The 19,002-nt window shown below is 67.6% G+C and carries 22 protein-coding genes, 1 tRNA gene and 1 other RNA gene; 10 read left to right on the forward strand and 14 right to left on the reverse strand.

From position 1 onward, the window contains the following. Positions 1–91 precede the first annotated feature (91 nt). The 4 genes from RTO53_RS11075 to RTO53_RS11090 form a co-directional block, all read right to left on the reverse strand. Positions 92–874 (reverse strand): serine/threonine protein phosphatase, encoded by a 783-nt coding sequence (locus tag RTO53_RS11075; protein WP_312237843.1) that lies wholly within the window; start codon positions 872–874, stop codon positions 92–94. 75 nt (positions 875–949) lie between these two features. Beyond that, positions 950–1,927, reverse strand: coding sequence for a beta-ketoacyl-ACP synthase III (locus RTO53_RS11080; RefSeq protein WP_312237844.1), 978 nt, complete (start codon positions 1,925–1,927; stop codon positions 950–952). A gap of 90 nt (positions 1,928–2,017) precedes the next feature. Further along, positions 2,018–2,215, reverse strand: coding sequence for a 50S ribosomal protein L32 (gene rpmF / locus RTO53_RS11085; protein WP_017357626.1), 198 nt, complete (start codon positions 2,213–2,215; stop codon positions 2,018–2,020). 108 nt (positions 2,216–2,323) lie between these two features. Further along, positions 2,324–2,833, reverse strand: a complete 510-nt coding sequence (locus RTO53_RS11090) for a YceD family protein (RefSeq protein ID WP_312237845.1) — start codon at positions 2,831–2,833, stop codon at positions 2,324–2,326. A gap of 114 nt (positions 2,834–2,947) precedes the next feature. Between RTO53_RS11090 and RTO53_RS11095 the strand changes: the two genes are divergently transcribed. Continuing rightward, positions 2,948–3,520, forward strand: coding sequence for a Maf family nucleotide pyrophosphatase (locus tag RTO53_RS11095; RefSeq protein WP_312237846.1), 573 nt, complete (start codon positions 2,948–2,950; stop codon positions 3,518–3,520). Positions 3,521–3,541: 21 nt separating this feature from the next. Here the strand turns inward: RTO53_RS11095 and RTO53_RS11100 are convergent, their stop codons facing one another. Then, positions 3,542–5,383, reverse strand: coding sequence for a glycosyltransferase family 39 protein (locus RTO53_RS11100; protein ID WP_312237847.1), 1,842 nt, complete (start codon positions 5,381–5,383; stop codon positions 3,542–3,544). A 67-nt stretch (positions 5,384–5,450) separates the two neighbouring features. Here RTO53_RS11100 and RTO53_RS11105 point away from each other — a divergent pair, with 67 nt between their 5' ends. From RTO53_RS11105 to RTO53_RS11120, 4 genes are read left to right on the forward strand one after another with little or no spacing between them, the layout of a single operon-like run. Then, positions 5,451–6,377, forward strand: a complete 927-nt coding sequence (locus tag RTO53_RS11105) for an AAA family ATPase (protein WP_312237848.1) — start codon at positions 5,451–5,453, stop codon at positions 6,375–6,377. A gap of 2 nt (positions 6,378–6,379) precedes the next feature. Next, the gene (locus tag RTO53_RS11110; protein WP_312237849.1) at positions 6,380–7,336 is read left to right on the forward strand and encodes a DUF58 domain-containing protein; all 957 of its coding nucleotides are present in this window, start codon (positions 6,380–6,382) and stop codon (positions 7,334–7,336) included. Continuing rightward, on the forward strand, positions 7,329–9,281 hold the full coding sequence (locus tag RTO53_RS11115; RefSeq protein WP_312237850.1) for a DUF3488 and transglutaminase-like domain-containing protein: 1,953 nt from the start codon (positions 7,329–7,331) through the stop codon (positions 9,279–9,281). Before RTO53_RS11110 ends, RTO53_RS11115 begins: the two co-directional genes overlap by 8 nt. Then, positions 9,278–9,802 carry a Slp family lipoprotein gene (locus RTO53_RS11120; RefSeq protein ID WP_312237851.1) on the forward strand — a complete coding sequence of 175 codons (525 nt, stop codon included), beginning with the start codon at positions 9,278–9,280 and terminating at the stop codon, positions 9,800–9,802. Before RTO53_RS11115 ends, RTO53_RS11120 begins: the two co-directional genes overlap by 4 nt. A gap of 276 nt (positions 9,803–10,078) precedes the next feature. Here RTO53_RS11120 and RTO53_RS11125 read toward each other — a convergent pair whose 3' ends face one another. The 4 genes from RTO53_RS11125 to dnaX form a co-directional block, all read right to left on the reverse strand. After that, the gene (locus RTO53_RS11125; RefSeq protein WP_312237852.1) at positions 10,079–10,438 is read right to left on the reverse strand and encodes a histidine triad nucleotide-binding protein; all 360 of its coding nucleotides are present in this window, start codon (positions 10,436–10,438) and stop codon (positions 10,079–10,081) included. 179 nt (positions 10,439–10,617) lie between these two features. Next, complete coding sequence (gene recR, locus RTO53_RS11130; protein WP_312237853.1) at positions 10,618–11,217, reverse strand: recombination mediator RecR; 600 nt, start codon at positions 11,215–11,217, stop codon at positions 10,618–10,620. Positions 11,218–11,316: 99 nt separating this feature from the next. Next, positions 11,317–11,637, reverse strand: a complete 321-nt coding sequence (locus tag RTO53_RS11135; protein WP_256775659.1) for a YbaB/EbfC family nucleoid-associated protein — start codon at positions 11,635–11,637, stop codon at positions 11,317–11,319. A 6-nt stretch (positions 11,638–11,643) separates the two neighbouring features. Then, positions 11,644–13,587 carry a DNA polymerase III subunit gamma/tau gene (dnaX, locus tag RTO53_RS11140; protein WP_312237854.1) on the reverse strand — a complete coding sequence of 648 codons (1,944 nt, stop codon included), beginning with the start codon at positions 13,585–13,587 and terminating at the stop codon, positions 11,644–11,646. 136 nt (positions 13,588–13,723) lie between these two features. On the opposite strand from dnaX, the gene RTO53_RS11145 reads away from it, so the two are divergent. From RTO53_RS11145 to RTO53_RS11155, 3 genes are all read left to right on the forward strand, one after another. After that, positions 13,724–13,816 (forward strand) — tRNA-Ser (locus RTO53_RS11145). Between the two features lie 282 nt (positions 13,817–14,098). After that, a complete protein-coding gene (locus RTO53_RS11150) occupies positions 14,099–14,311 on the forward strand; it encodes a hypothetical protein (RefSeq protein WP_312237855.1) in 213 nt (70 codons plus the stop codon). A 25-nt stretch (positions 14,312–14,336) separates the two neighbouring features. Continuing rightward, positions 14,337–14,561: a GNAT family N-acetyltransferase gene (locus RTO53_RS11155; RefSeq protein WP_312237856.1), complete on the forward strand. Its 225-nt coding sequence runs from the start codon at positions 14,337–14,339 to the stop codon at positions 14,559–14,561. 55 nt (positions 14,562–14,616) lie between these two features. On the opposite strand, the gene RTO53_RS11160 is transcribed toward RTO53_RS11155, so the two are convergent. Then, positions 14,617–14,934, reverse strand: coding sequence for a multidrug efflux SMR transporter (locus RTO53_RS11160; protein ID WP_312237857.1), 318 nt, complete (start codon positions 14,932–14,934; stop codon positions 14,617–14,619). 275 nt (positions 14,935–15,209) lie between these two features. On the opposite strand from RTO53_RS11160, the gene ffs reads away from it, so the two are divergent. After that, positions 15,210–15,306, forward strand: an RNA gene (gene ffs / locus RTO53_RS11165) — signal recognition particle sRNA small type. Between the two features lie 43 nt (positions 15,307–15,349). Here ffs and RTO53_RS11170 read toward each other — a convergent pair. From RTO53_RS11170 to RTO53_RS11180, 3 genes are read right to left on the reverse strand one after another with little or no spacing between them, the layout of a single operon-like run. Continuing rightward, positions 15,350–15,733: a nuclear transport factor 2 family protein gene (locus RTO53_RS11170; protein WP_312237862.1), complete on the reverse strand. Its 384-nt coding sequence runs from the start codon at positions 15,731–15,733 to the stop codon at positions 15,350–15,352. 2 nt (positions 15,734–15,735) lie between these two features. Next, complete coding sequence (locus RTO53_RS11175) at positions 15,736–16,503, reverse strand: MBL fold metallo-hydrolase (protein WP_312237858.1); 768 nt, start codon at positions 16,501–16,503, stop codon at positions 15,736–15,738. Continuing rightward, positions 16,503–17,252, reverse strand: a complete 750-nt coding sequence (locus RTO53_RS11180; RefSeq protein WP_312237859.1) for a 3-deoxy-D-manno-octulosonic acid kinase — start codon at positions 17,250–17,252, stop codon at positions 16,503–16,505. The genes RTO53_RS11175 and RTO53_RS11180 overlap by 1 nt, the downstream gene beginning before the upstream one ends. 21 nt (positions 17,253–17,273) lie before the next feature. Between RTO53_RS11180 and RTO53_RS11185 the strand changes: the two genes are divergently transcribed. Then, on the forward strand, positions 17,274–18,323 hold the full coding sequence (locus RTO53_RS11185) for a glycosyltransferase family 9 protein (RefSeq protein WP_312237860.1): 1,050 nt from the start codon (positions 17,274–17,276) through the stop codon (positions 18,321–18,323). 100 nt (positions 18,324–18,423) lie between these two features. Here RTO53_RS11185 and RTO53_RS11190 read toward each other — a convergent pair whose 3' ends face one another. Then, the gene (locus tag RTO53_RS11190) at positions 18,424–18,831 is read right to left on the reverse strand and encodes a DUF6165 family protein (protein ID WP_312237861.1); all 408 of its coding nucleotides are present in this window, start codon (positions 18,829–18,831) and stop codon (positions 18,424–18,426) included. Positions 18,832–19,002: the final 171 nt, after the last annotated feature.

Genomic DNA, 19,002 nt, shown 5'->3' on the forward strand with positions numbered 1-19,002 from the left:
CCGACCCGAACACGGCCCCACGAACAATGACGCTTCGGCTTCGGCTTCGGCTTCAGCTCCACAGCTTTGCCCCTGAAAAAGACAACCCCGATCAAACCAACAACTGCAGGATGTCCAGATCGCCGTCCGAGAAGAAATCGAAACAGATCACCGCCAGCATCAGCATGCCCAGCGTCGTCGCCCCGTGCACGATCAGGATCGCGTGCGCCAGCGACCGCGCCGACCGGCCCATCTTCATGCTCGCCCGCGCCAGACCCTGCAACCGCCCGGACACCGCGTGCGCGTGCGCCAGCACCGGCGCCTCCACCCCGTCCATCGCCTCGGACATCAACTGCTGCAACCGCTGCGGACGATCCTCGTAATACTTGGCCACCCCATAGCCGAACATCAGCCAATCGCGCGCCTGCGCCTGGGCCAGCTCCATCACTTCCAGCGGATCTTCCTCGAAATCGATGAAGCCCACGCGCGTGCCGTCCCACGTCAGATTGCGCGGCAAAGGCTGGCCGAAATAGGCCCCCTTGCCATGCGCTGCCGCAATCGCCTGCATCGCCGCCGACACAAGCCGATCGCGGCCCGCCTCGTCTGCCTGACGCAGGCACGTATTGAACGAACTGCCGTTGTCTTCCAGCACCAGCGCAGCATGACCGCTGCCGATCACATGCGGCACGTTCACCCCCTGCGCCGACAGCTCGGCCAGACGACGGGCTTCGGTCTTCCTGGCCGCGTCACCGCCACGGTGCGGCGGCGGACGCAACGCATCCAGCTGGAAACGGTGCGCAACGAAATTGAGCAGGCCCAAGGCAACTGCGCGGCTTCCTTCGCCGTACTGCTTCAGCCAGGCGCGCTGCCCTTCAATGACGATGGGCTCAACCATGACGGATCTCCTGAAATGCAGACGGCCCCAAAATGGGGCCGTAACGACAACGTCACGCTGTCGTAACCTGTACTATCAATAGCGCAACAGCGCCGAACCCCACGTGAAGCCGCCACCGAACGCTTCCAGCAGCAACAGCTGACCGCGCTCCACCCGACCGGAGCGGACCGCCACGTCCAGCGCCATCGGCACCGACGCCGACGACGTGTTGCCGTGCTTGTCCACCGTCACCACCACCTGGTCCATCGACATCTCCAGACGCTTGGCCGTGGCTTCGATGATGCGCAGGTTGGCCTGGTGCGGGATCAGCCAGTCCAGGTCGTCCTTGGTCAGCGCATTGGCTTCCAGGGTTTCGTCCACGACCGAGTCCAGCGCCTTGACGGCGTACTTGAACACGTCGTTGCCCTTCATCAGGATCGCGCCACGGGCGTTTTCGCCCTCGCCGAAACCGGCCGACACACCGACCGGATTCCACAGCAGCTCTTTCTTGCTGCCATCCGAATGCAGGTGGGTACTGAGAATGCCGGTCTCTTCGTCGGCCTTGAGCACGACCGCGCCGGCACCATCGCCGAACAGCACGCAGGTGGTGCGCTCGGTCCAGTCGACGATCCGGGTCAGGGTTTCCGCACCGATGACCAGCACATGCCGTGCATCACCGGAACGAATGAATTTGTCGGCCACGCTCAACGCGAACACGAAGCCCGAACAGGCTGCGTTGACGTCGAAGGCGGGGCAGCCGGTCGCACCGAGCTTGGCCTGGATCAGGCAGGCGGTGGACGGGAAAATCAGATCGGGGGTCGTCGTACCCACCACGATCATGTCCAGCTGCGAAGCGTCGATACCGGCCGCTTCCAGCGCACGTACCGCGGCGTGGTAGCCGAGGTCGCTGGTGGTTTCGCTTTCCGCTGCAATGTGCCGCTCACGAATACCCGTGCGCGACTGGATCCACTCATCGCTGGTGTCGACCATTTTCTCCAGATCCTGGTTGGTCAACACTTTTTCGGGCAAATAACTACCAGTGCCCGCGATCCTCGAGTAGATCCGCTTGCTCATTGCATGTCCTGCTGTACACGGCCGTCAACAGTGACAGCCGGGAAGAAAGGAGTAAAGGCCGCTGCCCGACCGGGCAGCGGCCCTCACGAATCAATCTTCTTCGACGGCCGAGTTCGACTTGGTCGTGATCACCTTCTTGCCGCGGTAGAAACCGTCAGCGGTGATGTGGTGACGCAGATGCACTTCACCGGTGGTCGGATCGGTGGACAGCTGCTTGGCGCTCAGGGCGTCATGCGCACGGCGCATACCGCGGCGGGACGGGGTGACACGGGATTTCTGCACAGCCATGGGATTGCTCCAAACTCGGTTCGTTTTGCTTCGTCGTATCGTCGCGCAGGACGCCAGCGCCCAGCACAGTTTTCGCTTTCGCCGCAGCCGCCGACGACAATCCGGCTGCTATTGTTTTTTCAGTGCCGCCAATGCCGCGAACGGATTGGCCTTGCTGATTTCTTCTTCGGTCGGTGCCCAGTCCTGGTCCACGGCCTCACCATCGGGAGACAGCGGCACGACGGGCACGGCCAGGACCAGTTCGTCCTCGACCAGTTCCAGCGGTCGCAGCATGCCGTCTTCCGGCACGAGCCACGGCTCCCACCCTTCCGGCAGCGAGGACTCTTCCTCTTCGCTGCGGATCAGGCCGAGCCGCTGGACCATCGAGACCGGCAACAGGAATCGCTGCAGGCTGCGCTGACAGATCAGCGGCAACGCGGTGTCGATGGACAGTTCAACATAGGATACCCGCAGGATGTCGTCGTGCGCGAATTCCAGTGCATAGGTGCACGTTCCTTCGGTATCGGCGACGAGGCCTTGCAGGCGAGTCAATTCCGCTAGATTCACCTGGCCATCGAAGCGCCTTCGCGCTGCGACCATCCGCCAAGCATCCAGCATTTCGGGCACGTTTGCGGACATAAGCCGCTGAATGTTAAGGATCGTCCGGGCCGCTGTCAAATACCTGCGCAGTCAGGTTGCCGATCCCCGTCGGAAGGGCCCAGACTGCCGGCCTCCCGTGACCGGTATTGTCGCATGACCCCGCTGCTGCTTGCCTCTACCTCCCGTTACCGCCGCGAACTGCTGGAGCGGCTCGGCCTGCCTCTGGAGACCGCGCGCCCGGCCGTGGACGAGGCCCCCGTCGCCGGCGAAACCCCACGAGCCATGGCGATGCGCCTGGCGCGGGCCAAGGCCGAGGCCGTCGCCCTGATCCACCCCGGCCGCTGGGTGATCGGCTCTGACCAGGTGGCGGAACTGAACGGCGCCCCGCTGGGCAAGCCGGGCACGGCCGAGCGTGCGCAGGCACAGCTGGCGGCGATGTCCGGGCAAATCGTTCAGTTCCACACCGCCGTGTGCCTGATGCGCGATGGCGAGGACCTGCAGGCCTGCGACCTTACCCGGGTCCACTTCCGCGCACTGGGTGCGGCTGAAATCGCGCGCTATGTCGCCGCCGAACAACCGCTGGACTGCGCCGGCAGCTTCAAATGTGAAGGCCTGGGCATCAGCCTGTTCGAGGCGATCGAGAACCGCGACCCGACCGCCCTGGTCGGGCTGCCCCTGATCGCACTGAGCCAGCTGCTGCGCGAAGCGGGCTACACCCTGCCCTGAGCCCGTATCCGCCCGCCGCGCTCAGCGCTCGGGTACCCGCAGCGCCTGTTCCTGCCACGTCTCGACGCTGCCATCGCGGCCATGCAGCCGCAGGCCCAGCCAGTGCCTGCCCGGGGCCAGCGCGCGGGTATCGATGCGCGCGTCGAAGCCCACGTTGGGATGCTGCGGGTCGTTGGACATCGTCCAGAAACTGGTGATGTCGTACGCACGGCCATACGCGGCCTCGGCCGCCGGTTTGCCGTCCACCAGCACTTCTACACGCGACAGCCCCACCCCGTCCTTGAACGCCCAGCCGCGCACGTCGAGCAGCCCGTTCACGTGCGCATTGGGCTGCGGCGTATCGATCCAGGCCATCGCCGGGGTCACGCACGGGCCGGAGGCCTGCCCGGCCGGCAGCTTGAACAGCAGGAACCGCTGGTATCCGTGGTCGTTGCTGACCACGCGCGGTGGCGGCAACGGCCCTACCTGCGCGCAGACCTCGTGGTACCGCTGCAGCAGATCGCGGTAGCGCTGGTCGCTGGGCGACAGCACCAGCAGCATCGGCGCCTTGCGCGGCCCTTCGTGCAGCAGCCCCCACAGCCCGAGCTGTGCGGTGCGGCCATGCTTGTCGTTGAGCGGATGGCGCAGCACGTCGATCGACGGATCACGCAGCTGGAAGCCCAGCTCCGCGCCCACCTTGAAGTTGCCGGCGAGCACGCGGGTCCCGGGCGGCATGCTCTTCAGTTCGTCGCGCACCGCCGCCGCCAGCGGCTCCCAGCCGGCGAAGTTGCGTGGATAGTATTTGTCGCCCGCCAGCTGCTCGCGCAGGCTCGGGGTGGAGGCCATCAGGTAATAGCCGAACGCCAGCGCCAACCCGGCCCCGGCCAGCCACCAGCCGGTGCGACGCAACCAGCGCGGCCACCCGTTGAGCACCACCGGCACCGCCACCAGCAGCGCCAGATAGCCCGGCAGCGGCCAATGGAAGCTGATGCGCTCCACGTCGGTGAAGAAGCCCAGGCCGAAGATCGACAGCGTCGATACCGCGCCGACCAGGCCGAAGTAACGCCACTGCGCGCGCGCGCCACCGCCGGAACGGGTACCGGCCAGCGCTACCTTCCACATCGCCATGCACAGGATCGGGGTGACCAGCATCGGCTGGATCACCAGGAACCACAGACCGCTCCATTCGAACGCCCACGGATGGCGTTCAACCACCTGGAATTTCAGCCCCGCATCATGGTTGTCGGCATTCCACGACAGCAGCGGCAACCACGCCAGCACGCCCACCGCCAGCGCCACCCATACCCGCGGATCGCGCAGCATGCGCCGGCCCTGCGGCAGCAACAGCAGCGCGATGAAACCGACCACGATCACGCCGATGAAACGGTAATGACTGAGCGCGCCGATGGTCAGGCCCAGCCCCAGTTTCACCGCGGAAGCGGCATCGACGTTGCGCAGCAGGCGCGCGCCCGCATCCAGGCACAACACCGCCGCCAGCGCCATCGGTACATCCGGTACCGCCAGCATGCCCAGCGTGCCCGACAGCGGCATCAGCACGGTCAGGCTGCCGGCCTGCCAGCCGGCCACCGCACCGAACCAGCGCGCGCCGATGCGCGACACCAGCCAGGGCAATGCCGCACCGATGGCCAGGAACGGCAGGCGCTGGGCCAGGATATGGGTGCCGCCCAGCTCGACCCCGAGCCGCGACAGCCAGGCGGTCAGCCCGGGAAGATCAGAGTAGGCCGCGGCAAGGTGCTGGCCTTCCTGCCAGTAGAAAGCCTCGTCCACGAACAACGGCAGACGCGCGGCGACCACCAGCTTCACTGCGGTGATCAGCGTCCACAACAGCAGAAAAATTGTGCGTGCGCGTTGTTCGCCCTGCATTGCTCTATAGAATCGAAGGAATCATCGACACGAGACGGACATGGAAAATTCGCCCCACGTGCCAGCCATGCTAACCGATGTACTGCGACAGGCTCTTCGCAGCGCTCAGGACCAGGTCAATGGTCTGGTGCTGGGCAAGGCGCATGAAGTGCGGCTGGCGTTCGTCGCGCTGCTGTCCGGCGGCCACCTGCTGATCGAAGACCTGCCCGGCCTGGGCAAGACCACGCTGGCCCATGCCATGGCCTCCAGCCTGGGACTGGGCTTCCAGCGCGTGCAGTTCACCTCCGACCTGCTGCCCGCCGATGTGCTCGGCGTCTCGGTTTACGACGCGGCCAGCCGTCAGTTCCAGTTCCATCCGGGCCCGGTCTTCACCCACGTGCTGCTCGCCGATGAAATCAATCGCGCGCCGCCACGCACCCAGAGCGCCCTGCTCGAAGCGATGGCCGAGCAGCAGGTGACGCTGGACGGGGTGACCCATCCGCTGCCCGATCCGTTCTTCGTCATCGCCACCCAGAATCCGGTCGATCTGTCGGGCACGTTCCCGCTGCCGGATTCGCAGCTGGACCGGTTCCTGCTGCGGCTGGCGCTGGGCTACCCCAATGCCGAATCCGAACGTGAACTGCTGCGCGGCACCGACCGCCGCCATCTGATCGCCCAGGCCACCCCGCGCCTGGACGATGCGCAGGTGCGCACGCTGCGCGAGGCGGCCCTCCAGGTGCATGCCAGCGAGCCATTGGTGCATTACGTGCAGGCGCTGCTGACCCGCAGCCGCCAGCATGCCGGCGTGCGCGTGGGGCTGTCGCCGCGCGCCGGGCTGGCGCTGCTGCGCGCGGCCAAGGCGCACGCGCTGCTGCTGGGGCGCGCGCATGCAGTACCCGAAGACGTGCAGACCCTGTTCGTGGCCGTGGCCGGTCATCGTCTGGTGCCCGAGGCCGAGGCCAACAACGGGCCGGCGCTGGCGCGCGCGATCCTCCAGACCGTACCGGTGGATTGAGCATGCGCCGCGGCTGGGGAGACCGCTGGCGGACGGTGCAGATGTTGGCGCGACCGCGCCAGCCGGAGGCATTACCGCGCCGACTGGACCGGCGGCGCATCTACGTGCTGCCCACCCGCTTCGGCCTGTTCGTGGCGACGCTGCTGCTGGCGATGCTGCTGGGCGCGCTGAACTACAACAACAATCCGGCGATGCTGCTGGCCCTGCTGCTGGCCACCGTGGCCATCGCCAGCAGCATCAGTGCGCACCTGCAGCTGTCGGAGCTGCAGATCGATGCGATCTCGGCCGAACCGGTCCATGCCGGGCAGCCGCTGCGCCTGCGCATCAGCCTGTCGCGCCGCGATGCACGCGCGCGCCGCGGACTGGAAGTGGCACATGCGCAGGCCGTCGCTTTCGGCCATCTGATCGACAGCGAGCAGATCGAAGTGGACCTCATGCTGCCCACCGAACGCCGCGGCTGGCTCGACCTGGAGCGCATCCGCATTTCCACCACCCAGCCGCTGGGACTGGTGCGTGCATGGTCCTGGGTCTGGCCCGATACGCCGCTGCTGGTCTATGCGGCGCCGGCGATGCAGGCGCCGCCATTGCCCGAGAGCGGCGGCGATCCCCTGCATACCCGCGCGCATGCCAACGGCGATGAACTGCACCAGTTGCGCCCGTACCGCGCGGGCGACCCACAACGCAGCATCGCCTGGAAACATTCGGCGCGACGCGACACCCTGCTGGTGCGCGAGTACGAACAGGCGGTCGGCGTGGATGTGCTGCTGGACTGGCGGCAGCTGTCATCGCTGCCGGTCGAGGCACGCATCGCGCGACTGGCGCGCTGGGTCGATGTGGCCGAACGCGACGGCCGCCGCTACACCCTGCAGCTGCCCGGACAACCGGTGCTGGGGCCGGGGAACGGCAGTGCCCACCACCACCTTTGCCAACGCGCGCTGGCGTTGATGCCGCATGGCTGAGCCGACCTCCCCCGCGTTGGGCGCCAGCGCGCGTTACTGGACCCTGGCCAGCGCCGCGCTCGGTCTGGTGCCGCTGCTCCTGCAGCTGCCCGACCTGCTGGCGGCCATCATCGGCGTGGTGGCGTTGGCGACCGCGCTGGTGTCGCGCCATCGCGTGCTGCCCGCGCCGCTGCGGCTGCTGCTGGTGATGGGCATGCTCGCGGCGATCTACTGGCAGATGGGTGCCCGCCCAGGCCGCGACACCGGCTGTGCGCTGCTGGCGGCGATGCTGGCACTGAAATCCAGCGAGCTGCGCAGCCTGCGCGATGCCCGCAGTCTGCTCGGCTTCGCGCTGTTCGCACCGTTCGCGGCCTTCCTGCTGGATCAGGGCCCGCTCACCATGGGGCTGGCGGTACTGGCCGCGCTGACCGCCCTGCTGGCCCTGCAGCGCCTGGCGCACGCCGAAGGCCAGGCGCCGAGCCCGCGTCTGGGCGGGCAGATGCGCAGTGTCGGGCGGCTGATCGCGCTCGGCCTGCCGTTGGCGCTGGCCGGGTTCTGGCTGTTCCCGCGGCTGAGTGAACCGTTGTGGGGCATCCCCGAGCGAGCCGTCGGCAAACCGGGATTGTCCGACCAGATGGATCCGAGCCAGTGGCTGGACCTGATGGCCGATGACAGCCCGGCGTTGCGCGTGCAGTTCTTCGGCGCCGTCCCGGCACCGCAGCAGCGCTACTGGCGCGGCCCGGTGCTGACCCACTTCGATGGCCGCGTGTGGGAACGCGACCGCGGCCGCCAGGGCCGGCCGCCGCCGGCGGTCACCCAGGGCGGGCCACGCTGGGATTACCAGATCGACTACGAGCCCACCGACCGCCGGCAACTGGTGGCGCTGGACCTGCCGCTGCAGGCCCCGCCCGGCAGCGACCTGGATGCCGACCACAGCCTGCGCAGCCGCAGCAGCCTGACCGCACTGACCCGCTGGCGCCTGCAGTCGGCGCCGGCCACCGGATATGTCGATGCCCTGTCGCGCCATGAGCGGCAACAGGCGCTGCAGCTGCCGGCCGGCTTCAACCCGCGCACGGCGACGCTGGCCCATCAGTGGCGGGCCGAGGCCGGCAATGACGACGCCGCGATCGTGAACCGCGCGCTGGGGTGGATCCGCGCGCGCTTTGCCTACACCCTGGACACGCCCCTGCCGGGGCGGAATGGCGTGGATGAATTCCTGTTCGACCAGCAGGCCGGCTACTGCCAGCACTTCAGCGCCTCTTTCGTGGTGCTCATGCGCAACGCCGGCATTCCCGCGCGGGTGGTGACCGGCTTTGCCGGCGGCACCCGCAACCGCTACGGCGACTACTGGGTGGTGCGGCGCATGGATGCCCATGCCTGGGCCGAAGTGTGGCTGCCCGGCCGTGGCTGGGTGCGCGTGGACCCGACCGCCGCCGTAGCGCCGGAGCGCATCTACGACACCCTGGAAGACCGGCTGCAGAGCGGCGGCGGCGAAGGCACCCTGGAAGACCGCTGGATGCAGTTGCGCCAGGCCGGCGACTGGCTGCGCCGCGGCTGGAACGACCTGGTGCTGTCCTTCGATGCGTCACGCCAGCAGCAGCTGCTGCGTCCGCTGGGCATCGACAGGTTGCAGCCGGCGCAGCTGATCCTCGTTTTCACCCTCTTCGCACTGGCCGCGCTAGGCTGGATGGCGTGGCTGCTGGCCCGCGGCGAACGCGAGCACGATCCGTTGCTGCGCGCCTGGCACCGGCTGGGACGCCGCTACGCCAGACTCGGCCTCGCCCGCGACGTAGCCGAACCCGCCACCCAGTGGGCCGACCGCGTCCACCAGCAACGCCCGGATCCGGCGCTGCTGTCGCTCAGCAGCCGTTTCGTTCGCGCGCGTTACGCTGGCGCGGACGTCGACCTCACTTCATTATTGCGCGACCTGCGCAGGCATCGCCCGTCCTCCGGAGCATCCCCATGAAGATCCAGATTCTGCTTCCCCTCGCTGCTTCGCTGGCGCTGGCCGCCTGCGCGACCGCGCCCAAACCGCTGCAAGGCCAGTTCAGCATGGTCAGTCCGCGCGATGCGGTGCCCACCCAGCAGGTAGGCACCCCGGTGCGCTGGGGCGGACGCATCATCGAGACCAATCCGGGGCAGGGTCAGACCTGCTTCCAGCTGATCTCGCGCCCGCTCAACGGCAGCGGCCGCCCGAGCACCACCTCGGCGGACGCCAGCGACGGTCGCTTCATCGCCTGCCGCGCCGGCTTCTACGATCCGGCCGTGTTCGAGCCGGGTCGGGATGTGACCTTCATCGGCAAGATCGCCGGCTACGAGAGCACCCGTATCGGCGAGTACGACTACCGCCTCCCCAAGCTGGATGCGGACGTCATCTACCTGTGGCCGGAAGTGCGCCAGGTCGATGTGGTGCCGGCCTACCCGTACGGTCCGTGGGGTCCGGGCTGGGGCCCGGGTTGGGGCTACCGCGGCTGGGGCTGGTGGTAACGGCGTAGCTGCCGACCGATGGTCGGTGGGTGTTGAATGAAAAAGCCGCCTTCGGGCGGCTTTTTCTTTGCTCCCCGGTAGAGCCACCCCATGGGTGGCTGCCTTCCGATCAGGCATCGCGCAGCCACCTGGTCTTGCACCGCGTGCAGCCACCCATGGGGTGGCTCTACCTGGTCTGGCGCCGCGTGCAGCCACCCATGGGGTGGCTCTACCTGGACTTGCACCGCGTGCAGCCACCCATGGGGTGGCTCTACCGGGTATGGTCGCCCTTGGGCGTCAACCGTTGGGTGTGCCGAAGTGGCCCAGCGGCGCGCCGGCCAGCAGGTGCAGGTGGATGTGGAACACGGTCTGCCCGGCATGCTCGCGGCAGTTCATGACGATCCGGTAGCCGTCCTGCGCGAATCCTTGCTGACGTGCGTAGCCGGCCGCGGCCAGGGCCAGCTTGCCGATCAGGTGCGCCTGCGATGGCTGCAGGTCGTCCAGGGTCGGGATCGCCTCATTCTTGGGAATGAAAAGCACATGCACCGGCGCCTGCGGGGCGATGTCCTTGAAGCCGAGCACGTCGTCGTCTTCGTAGACGATGCTGGCCGGGATTTCGCGGCGGATGATCTTGCCGAACAGGGTGTCTTGGCTCATGGGGCACCGTTTGCAACAGGGGCCTGGAGCTTAGCGCGGATGATCGCTTCGATCATTGCCGCAGGTTGCGCCGGCGGCCGACCGTGGGTCGGCTCTACCCGTGGATGCATCGCGTGGCCAGCCGGCCATGGATCGGCTTTACGCCTGGATGCTCGGCATTGCCGCCCGGTCGCCTGTCGTCATTCCTGTACTTCGGTACGCGTGCCGAATGCATGTGAGAGCGTGCCCCGGTCCACGTATTCCAGCTCGCCGCCCAGCGGCAGGCCCTGGGCCAATCGGCTCGGGCGCACCTTGTGCGCGCGCGCCAGCTGCGCCAGGTAATGCGCGGTGGCCTCGCCTTCAACCGTGGCACTGGTGGCGATGATCAGCTCCTGCACCTCGCCCTGCTGCAGGCGTGCTTCCAGCTGGTCCAGGCCCAGTTCGCGCGGGCCCACGCCGTCCAGCGGCGACAGACGCCCCTGCAGTACGAAATACACGCCCCGGAAACCGGTGGCGTGTTCGATCGCCAGGCGATCGGCCGGGGATTCCACCGTGCACAGCTGCTGCCGCTCACGGCTGCCGTTGGCGCATACCGCGCAGATCTCGGTTTCGCTGAAATCGCGGCACTGCGCGCAATGGCCGATGCGTTCGATCGCCTTGGCCAGCACGTCGGCCAGCTTCTGGCCACCCACCCGTTCGCGCTCGAGCACGTGATAGGCCATGCGCTGGGCGGTCTTCTGGCCCACGCCCGGCAATACCCGGAAGGCCTCGATCAATTGTTCGAGCAGGGGCAGGCTCATGGCGGTGTGCTCATCTCGGAAACAAGCGCGCGAAGCCGACAAGGCTTCGCGTCGCGGTCACCAGCATGGCACCGGGCAATGCCCGGCACGGGGACTGGCTCAGAACGGCAGCTTCATGCCCGGCGGCAACTGCATGCCGGCGGTGGCCGACCCCATGCGGTTCTTCGACTCGGCATCGATCTTGTTGGAGGCATCGTTGAACGCGGCCGCCACCAGGTCTTCGGTCATTTCAGCATCGCCCAGGATCGACGGATCGATACGTACCTTGCGGCACTCCTTGGCGCCGGTCAGGGTCACACTGACCATGCCGCCGCCGGCGCTGCCGGTGACTTCCAGCTTGGCGAGTTCTTCCTGGGCCTTCTGCAGGTTTTCCTGCATCTTCTGGGCCTGCTGCATCAGTTGAGCGATGTTGCCGCGCATGTTTCTTTACTCATCAAAAGGACGGATGGAATCGGCCACGACCCGGGCGCCATGCTGCTGGATCAGCAGTTGCACCTGCGGGTCGGCCATGAAGGCGGCTTCGGCCGCCTGTTGCCGCTCGCCACGCTGGCGGTCGGAACGCTGGTGCAGCGTTTCGGCCTCGGCGTTGCCATGTTCGATCACGATCCGCGGGGTCTGGCCCAACGGCCCGGACAGCGCATCGGTGAGCGCCGCCAGCGAACGGTCCGAACACAGGTACTCAAATCCGGGCGATACCGCCAGTTTCAAGACACCCTGCTGAAAACTGATGAACGCCGCATGCGCGGCCAGCTGCCGCGAGGGGCCGTTGAGCTGGCTCTGGGCGACCAGTTCCAGCCAGGCTTCCGGCGAGGCCAGCGTGATCGGCGCGCCGGCAGCAGCGACCTGGGCCGGTGACGCCGACGGGGCGATGGCGATGCCCTGCGGGCGCGATGCGGGCGACGGGGCGACCACGGGCGCAGGCGCCGATGGACGTGCCGGCGGCGCCTCCCAGGGCGCGACCATGGCCGCGTCGGGGCTGGCCATTTCCGCCGCCAGCGCCTCATCGCGGTCTTCCGCGCCACCGTGGTGCCACGGCGGCGGGTCGTCCTCGGGCGCCGGTCCAGCCGGCGGAGCCGCCTTGGCCGGGGCGACCTCGGGAACGACCACCGGCGGGGCGACGGGCGTTGCCACGGGTGCCGCTGGTGCCACAACCGCGGCGGGCGCGGCGGCGACTACGGCGGCGGGCGCGGCCGCCGGTGCCGCGGCCATTCCACTGCCCTGGGCCGTGTTGCCGGCGCCACTGTTCACCTCGGTGCCGGTTCCCGGATCACGCGGTACCGGCGGCACGGCCGCAGCCGGACGGAACGCCAGCATGCGCAGCACGGCCATTTCAAAGCCGGCGCGCGGGCTCGGCGCCAGATACAGGTCGCGACGGCCGCTCAGTGCCATCTGGTACCAGAGCTGCACCACTTCCGGGCGCAGGCGCTGGGCGAACGCGGCGGCATCGATGCCTTCGCCGTCGGCCTGGGCGCCCGGCACCAGCTGCTGCACCTGGATGCGGTGCAGGGCCTCGGCGAGCGCTTCCAGCACGCCACTCCAGTCCGGCGAGAACTCGGCCAGCGCGGCCACCACCTGCAGCAGGCGCACGCCGTCACCGTCGGCCAGGGCCTCCAGCATGGCGGCTACCTGGGTGCGGTCGACCGTACCCAGCATGGTGCGCACCACATCCTCGCGCAGCGCGCCGCCGGCATAGGCGATGGCCTGGTCGAGCAGCGACAGGCCGTCACGCAGGCTGCCGTCGGCGGCCTTGGCCAGCTGCACGATCGCCGTCGGGTCGGATTCGATCTCCTCGGCGGTCAGGATCCGGGTCATCTGGCCCTGGATCTGGTCCTCGTCCAGCCGCTTCAGGTTGAACTGCAGGCAGCGCGACAGCACCGTTACCGGCAGCTTCTGCGGGTCGGTGGTGGCCAGCAGGAACTTCACATGCTCCGGCGGCTCTTCCAGCGTCTTCAGCAGCGCATTGAACGCCGCCTTGGACAGCATGTGCACTTCGTCGATCAGGTAGACCTTGTACTTGCCGCGCGAGGGCATGTACTGGGCGTTCTCGATCACCTCGCGGACGTCGTCCACGCCGGTATTGGACGCGGCATCGATCTCGAGCAGGTCGATGTAACGACCCGAATCGATGTCCAGGCAGGCCGGGCACTGGCCGCACGGGTCGGCGCTGGTGCCCTGCTCGCAGTTCAGCGACTTGGCGAAAATACGCGCGATGGTGGTCTTGCCGACCCCGCGGGTACCGGTAAACAGGAATGCATGGTGCACCCGGCCGCTGTCCAGCGCATTGCTGAGCGCGCGGACCACGTGTTCCTGGCCCACCAGCTCGGCAAAACGCTTCGGACGCCACTTGCGGGCAAGGACGAGATAGGACATCAGGCCACCGTCTTCATCGGGACGTCCATTGTGCCACGCCTGTCCAGCCCCCCTGCCCTCCGTCTCGTGCCGCTTGTGCGATTGCAATTCCCCCGCTAGAATCTGCGCCCCTGCAGCGGGTTATCGCAGCAGGTCCGGAGAGGTGTCCGAGCGGTTGAAGGAGCACGCCTGGAAAGTGTGTAAGCGTCTAAACCGCGCTTCGGGGGTTCGAATCCCCCTCTCTCCGCCACACACATGAAAAGGGCTGCCCATCGGGTGGCCCTTTTTATTTGTCTGGCGGGGAAAGCGGCAGATGAAAAACCCCGCCGGGGTTCGACGGACCTGCAGGAGCCGATCCGGACAGCCAAAGGCCGGCCTGCAGCGCACAGCGCGGAAGGGCCGGGGGCAGAATGCCGCCCGCAATCCCCCTCTCTCCGCCAGGTTCAGGAAGCAGCCGCCCCTCGGGCCGGCTGCTTCGTTTTCCGGCCGGCCTCGTCGGCACGGCCCACCCTTGCGACGGACCTTCATCTCCGTGTCCACCCTTCGCCTCTTCGCCACTATCGATGCATGCGCCTGTCTGGAGATATTCGACAGCAACGTGCCGCACTACTTCGGCGCCCACGAACGCGCGGACTTTTCCAACTACCTGCGGCAACGCCAGCGCGCGCATGACTACCTGGTGCTGGAACGGGACGGCCGAGTGGTTGCCTGCGGCGGCCTGCGGCGGCCTGCTGCGGACCGATGAAGACACCCCCGCATTCTGCTGGGGCATGGTCGACAACACGCTGCACCGCCAGGGCCTGGGCAACCTCCTGGCACTGGCGCGCGTGGCGCAGGCACATGTCCTCGGCGTGCGTCGTTTGACCCTGAGCACCAGCCAGCACACACGGGGTTTCTACGCCGCACAGGGCTTCGTGGTGACCGCGATCGTCCCCGATGGACACGGTCCCGGCCTGGATGCGGTACACATGGAACGTCCGATGGCGCCGCGCTGAGCGGCGCCATCGCATCGAATGGGCAAGCCACGCATGGCGTGGCTCCGCCGCACGCTTACGTGCTCGACAGCTTCATCAGCACCAGCCCGCTCACGATCAGCACTGCCGCGGCGATGCGCATCGCGCTGACGGTTTCGCCCAGGAAGGTGATGCCGATGACGAACGCGCCGACCGCGCCGATACCGGTCCAGATCGTGTAGGCCGTGCCCAACGGCAAGGTGCGCATGGCCAGCGACAACAGCCAGAAGCTGGCGATCATGGTGACCAGGGTGATGATCGAGGGGGTGAGTTTGCTGAACCCGTCGGACTGCTTCATCGCGAACGCCCAGACGATTTCCAGTACACCGGCTGCCAACAGATAGATCCAGGCCATACGGCCCTCCTTGATGGGGCCAGGTCGTCCTGGACGTTGTTCCCGATATGGGGGAGGCCGTTCCTCCTGTACCGCCCATTTTAGCGCCACGCCGCGCCAATGGGCGCCGGGCCGGGCGGTTGGCTACAGGCGATTCAGGCGAGTCTCTGGCACTGCGTGCCGCGCATGCGCTAGAATGCGCGACTGCACTCCGGGGGCACGCTCCCGCAGTACAGCTTCCCACGCCGAGCGCCGATCCCTGATCGCCCCACGTGCGGAACGTCTCTATGGTGGCCCCGTCGGCCCCTCGCGACGCTAGGTCGAAAATCCCGCCAGGGCCGGAAGGCAGCAACGGTATCGATCGACGCGGGCGCCGAGGCAAGCCGGCGGGGCCGCCACCTTTTCCGGCCCCGGTTTCCTGTCGCGACGCTGCCGCTCAAGGCGCCGTCGGCGTGCCCTGGTGGAACACCACGCGCCAGGCATCCTCGCGCAGGCGCCACAGGGAACTGCGCAGCACCTCGCGCTGGCGCACGCCGTCGATCACATACCAGCTGCGATACCGCACCTGCGCCACGGTCGGGGCCAGCAGGGTCACCGCGTAGTCGTCAGAGACAATTTCCACCTGGCTGCGCTCGGCCGGGATGTCGGCCAGCGCCGCGGCGCGCCCGTAACAGGTTCCTGAGCTGCCGATTTCACTGAAGTCCGCATCAAGCAGCGCCGCCAGGCGCGCCACATCGCCGCGGACGACCGGGTCATGCAGGGCGCGCTCGAGCGCTTCAAGATGGGCGGCAAGTGCGGCGGCGTTGGACGCGCCCGGCATGCTCAAGGCGGATCCTGGGCCAGCACGTGCATCGCCGTCGGCGTGGCCAGCGCCACGCATTCGCCCGGCAGCGCGACGCGATGCCCGCGCTGGCGCAATGCCTGCCCATCGGCATGGCTGGCGTAGTGGTAGAGCATCATCCGGGCCTGAAGCTCGCGGCTGTACTCGCGCTCCAGGTCATCCACGCCGGTATGCGAGGGATTGCCATGCAGGCCACAGTCGTGGGCGATCAGTTCATTGTCGTCGGCATAGCGGGCCAGCATCTCCGGAATCGGGCGGGTATCGCCGCTCCAGGTGATCGCGCCCTTCAAGCGCAGGCCGTACGCGGTTTCCGGCCAATGGTGACGCACCGGGAATACCTCCAGGCGCACGCCGTCATGCCAGAACGCATCGCCGACCACGATCAGCTGGAAGGCATCCCAGAAATTGGCGCCGCCCTCGGCCAGCACGTTCGGATAATCGGCCACGCGTTTATGCAGCAGCGGCACCACCGTGGCCGGCACATACAGGCGGATGCGACCGCGCCGCTGCGGCGAGAAGAAGGCATCGACGAACAACCGCTCGAAACCGGCCACATGGTCCAGGTGCACATGGGTGACGAACAGCGCCTGCGGGACGTGCCCGTAGTGGGCCTGGAACGCGGTCAGGCCTTCGCCACCACAATCGATGGTCAGCCATGGCCGCCCCTCGCGTTCGATCACCGCCATCGGCGAGCCCAGCTCGACGGCCGACGCATTGCCGACCCCCATGAAACGCAGCGCCCAGGACATCAGTACCCCCGGTTCCAGGCCAGATCGTAGGCACGACGCAGCCGTGCGTAATCTTTCTCCACGTCGTCGTGGCTGCGCTCGCCACGCAGCTTGATCAGCGAACGCAACAGGCGCTTGAGATTCTTCTCGCGCCAACGGGTGGCGGGAATACGCTGGACGCAGCGGTCGAAGTCGATCAGCCAGCCATGGCCGTTGGCATCGAACAGGATGTTGTGCGCGTTGAGATCGGCATGGTCCAGCCCGGCGCGATGGAACCGCGCGATCAGCCGGCCGGTTTCTTCCCACGGCGCCCCGCGCCCTGCCACCAGCGCGCGGTCGGCCAGCGAGCGCACGCCTTCCAGCCGTTCCATCAGGATCGCGGCCCGGTAGCGCATGCCGTCGCGCATGTAGAACGCGGCGATGGGCTGCGGCACCGGCAGCTTCAACGCGCGCAGTGCGCGCATCAGGCGGAATTCGGCGAAGCTGCGGGTACGGTTGGCACCTCGCCACAGATAATGATCGCGGCTCAGTTTGGCCGCCATGCCGCCACGCAGGTACTGGCGCAGCACGCACTGGCCGAAGGGCGCATCAACGAACCAGGCCCCGCCGCGGCCACCATCGCCGACCGGCCGCGCCCGCTCGGCCCAGTGGGCAGGCGAGAACAGACCGATCTCGGCTTGCCGCAGCCGTTCCCGGTCGAACAGAATGGCACCCATGCCGCGTCCATCACGGCAAGGCGTCAGCGCTTCAGTGGCGTCGAATGCGACCATTACTTCGAGTCTAACAACACCATGGCATCAGCGTCCTCTTCCGTGTGTCTTTTGCGTCTGTCCGCACTGGGCGATGTCACCCACGTGGTGCCGCTGGTGAGGACGCTGCAGCAGGCCAGGCCAGGCACGCCGCTGCACTGGATCATCGACAAGGCCGGGCACAAGCTGCTCGATGGCCTGCCTGGCGTGGTGTTCCATCCCTACGACAAGAAGAGCGGATTGGCCGGAATGCGGGCGCTGCGCTCGACCTTCCCGCCCGGGCGCTTCGAGGCGCTGCTGCAGATGCAGGTCGCCTTCCGCGCCAACGTGCTCTCCGCCTTCGTGCCGGCCCGGCGCAGGATCGGCTACGACAAGGCGCGCTCGAAGGACCTTCACGGACTTTTCATCAACGAACGCATCCCCGACCGCCCCGGCATCCATGTGCTCGACGCGATCGGCAGCTTTGGCGAGCCGCTCGGCATCACCCAGACCGAGGTCAGCTGGGACCTGGCGGTGCCGCCGGCGGCGGTCGACTGGGCGCAGGCGCAATGGCAGGACGATGGCCGCCCGGTGCTGATGATCTCGCCCTGCTCCAGCCATGTGCGCCGCAACTGGTATGCCGACCGCTACGCCGCAGTGGCCAACCATGCCAGCGCGCGCGGCTGGCAGGTGGTGCTGTGCGGTGGGCGCAGCGCGCTGGAGCGCGACATGACCGATGCCATCCTGGCCCAGCTGCACACTCCCGCGCTGGACCTGGTCGGCAAGGACACACTCAAGCAGCTGCCGGCCCTGCTGGCCCGCGCCGCGCTGGTGATGACGCCCGACTCGGGCCCGATGCACATCGCCAACGCCATGGGCACCAAGGTGCTTGGCCTGCACGCGGCCAGCAATCCGGCACGCAGCGGCCCGTACTCGGATCGCCGCTACTGCGTGGACCGCTACGATGATGCCGCGCGCAGGTTCCTCGGCAAGCCGGCCAGCGAACTCAAATGGGGCACCAAGATCGAATTCGACGACGTGATGCAGTTGATCACCGTCGAAGACGGCATCGCCGCGTTCGAGCGCTATGTCGCCGACCATCGTCCGGTCTGACCGGCGGGACTGACGCTGCGCCGTTAGTTGCTTGCGGACAGCGCGGGGGGGGGGGCCGGCCAGTGGCCGGCACTGCCCCTCCCATCGGGCGACGACCGAATTACGCGCCCCTGGGTGCGTAATCCTTGTACGACTTCTCTTCAACATACCCCGAGCCCAGCGCCAGGTTGATGGCCTTCTTGATCCGGGCGCGCTCGTCGTTCTGCAGGTACACGCTGCGGGCCAGCGCGACGAAGTCCTCGTTGAAGGCCTGCGCCTTGTCCTGCAGGCGAATGTTGTCCTCGATGTCCCACAGCCGCTCGTTGACCGCCTTCAGCTCGGCACGCAGACGCACGATGTCCTTGACCGCGGCCGGATGCGCCATCCAGGTCTTCTCCAACGCGCTCAGCTCGGCATGGATGTTGGCCAGCTTGGCGGCATCGTCGATGCGCTCGGACTTGATCTGCAGGATCGAGATCTTGTCCAGCAGCTCGCCAAAGGAAACAGGAACCAGGATTTCAGCGGTCATGGGGGAGATCCGTTACATGAGACGGGCAGTTTAGCGGACCCGGCGTAGAACACAGGTGGGCTGCCTGCCGCCCTGTCCCCGCGTTTCTCATCCTGCCGTCAGGTGGCGCACTCCCCACTGGTGGCACAAGCCCCTCTGTTGAGGGGCTGCCCCGACAGGGGCGGGGAGAGG

It is taken from the genome of Stenotrophomonas sp., assembly GCF_031995405.1.
Taxonomy (GTDB): domain Bacteria; phylum Pseudomonadota; class Gammaproteobacteria; order Xanthomonadales; family Xanthomonadaceae; genus Stenotrophomonas.

What these genes read in the sequence shown, in the direction of transcription:
- RTO53_RS11160 (WP_312237857.1), bottom strand. Translation starts at nt 14,934, where the DNA reads ATGGCCTGGATCTATCTGTTGGCAGCCGGTGTACTGGAAATCGTCTGG.
- recR (WP_312237853.1), bottom strand. Translation starts at nt 11,217, where the DNA reads ATGAGCCTGCCCCTGCTCGAACAATTGATCGAGGCCTTCCGGGTATTG.
- RTO53_RS11100 (WP_312237847.1), bottom strand. Translation starts at nt 5,383, where the DNA reads ATGCAGGGCGAACAACGCGCACGCACAATTTTTCTGCTGTTGTGGACG.
- RTO53_RS11105 (WP_312237848.1), top strand. Translation starts at nt 5,451, where the DNA reads ATGCTAACCGATGTACTGCGACAGGCTCTTCGCAGCGCTCAGGACCAG.
- RTO53_RS11095 (WP_312237846.1), top strand. Translation starts at nt 2,948, where the DNA reads ATGACCCCGCTGCTGCTTGCCTCTACCTCCCGTTACCGCCGCGAACTG.
- RTO53_RS11080 (WP_312237844.1), bottom strand. Translation starts at nt 1,927, where the DNA reads ATGAGCAAGCGGATCTACTCGAGGATCGCGGGCACTGGTAGTTATTTG.
- dnaX (WP_312237854.1), bottom strand. Translation starts at nt 13,587, where the DNA reads ATGTCCTATCTCGTCCTTGCCCGCAAGTGGCGTCCGAAGCGTTTTGCC.
- RTO53_RS11115 (WP_312237850.1), top strand. Translation starts at nt 7,329, where the DNA reads ATGGCTGAGCCGACCTCCCCCGCGTTGGGCGCCAGCGCGCGTTACTGG.
- RTO53_RS11090 (WP_312237845.1), bottom strand. Translation starts at nt 2,833, where the DNA reads ATGTCCGCAAACGTGCCCGAAATGCTGGATGCTTGGCGGATGGTCGCA.
- rpmF (WP_017357626.1), bottom strand. Translation starts at nt 2,215, where the DNA reads ATGGCTGTGCAGAAATCCCGTGTCACCCCGTCCCGCCGCGGTATGCGC.
- RTO53_RS11170 (WP_312237862.1), bottom strand. Translation starts at nt 15,733, where the DNA reads ATGCCGGGCGCGTCCAACGCCGCCGCACTTGCCGCCCATCTTGAAGCG.
- RTO53_RS11185 (WP_312237860.1), top strand. Translation starts at nt 17,274, where the DNA reads ATGGCATCAGCGTCCTCTTCCGTGTGTCTTTTGCGTCTGTCCGCACTG.
- RTO53_RS11175 (WP_312237858.1), bottom strand. Translation starts at nt 16,503, where the DNA reads ATGTCCTGGGCGCTGCGTTTCATGGGGGTCGGCAATGCGTCGGCCGTC.
- RTO53_RS11110 (WP_312237849.1), top strand. Translation starts at nt 6,380, where the DNA reads ATGCGCCGCGGCTGGGGAGACCGCTGGCGGACGGTGCAGATGTTGGCG.
- RTO53_RS11135 (WP_256775659.1), bottom strand. Translation starts at nt 11,637, where the DNA reads ATGCGCGGCAACATCGCTCAACTGATGCAGCAGGCCCAGAAGATGCAG.
- RTO53_RS11075 (WP_312237843.1), bottom strand. Translation starts at nt 874, where the DNA reads ATGGTTGAGCCCATCGTCATTGAAGGGCAGCGCGCCTGGCTGAAGCAG.
- RTO53_RS11190 (WP_312237861.1), bottom strand. Translation starts at nt 18,831, where the DNA reads ATGACCGCTGAAATCCTGGTTCCTGTTTCCTTTGGCGAGCTGCTGGAC.
- RTO53_RS11120 (WP_312237851.1), top strand. Translation starts at nt 9,278, where the DNA reads ATGAAGATCCAGATTCTGCTTCCCCTCGCTGCTTCGCTGGCGCTGGCC.
- RTO53_RS11180 (WP_312237859.1), bottom strand. Translation starts at nt 17,252, where the DNA reads ATGGTCGCATTCGACGCCACTGAAGCGCTGACGCCTTGCCGTGATGGA.
- RTO53_RS11155 (WP_312237856.1), top strand. Translation starts at nt 14,337, where the DNA reads ATGGTCGACAACACGCTGCACCGCCAGGGCCTGGGCAACCTCCTGGCA.
- RTO53_RS11125 (WP_312237852.1), bottom strand. Translation starts at nt 10,438, where the DNA reads ATGAGCCAAGACACCCTGTTCGGCAAGATCATCCGCCGCGAAATCCCG.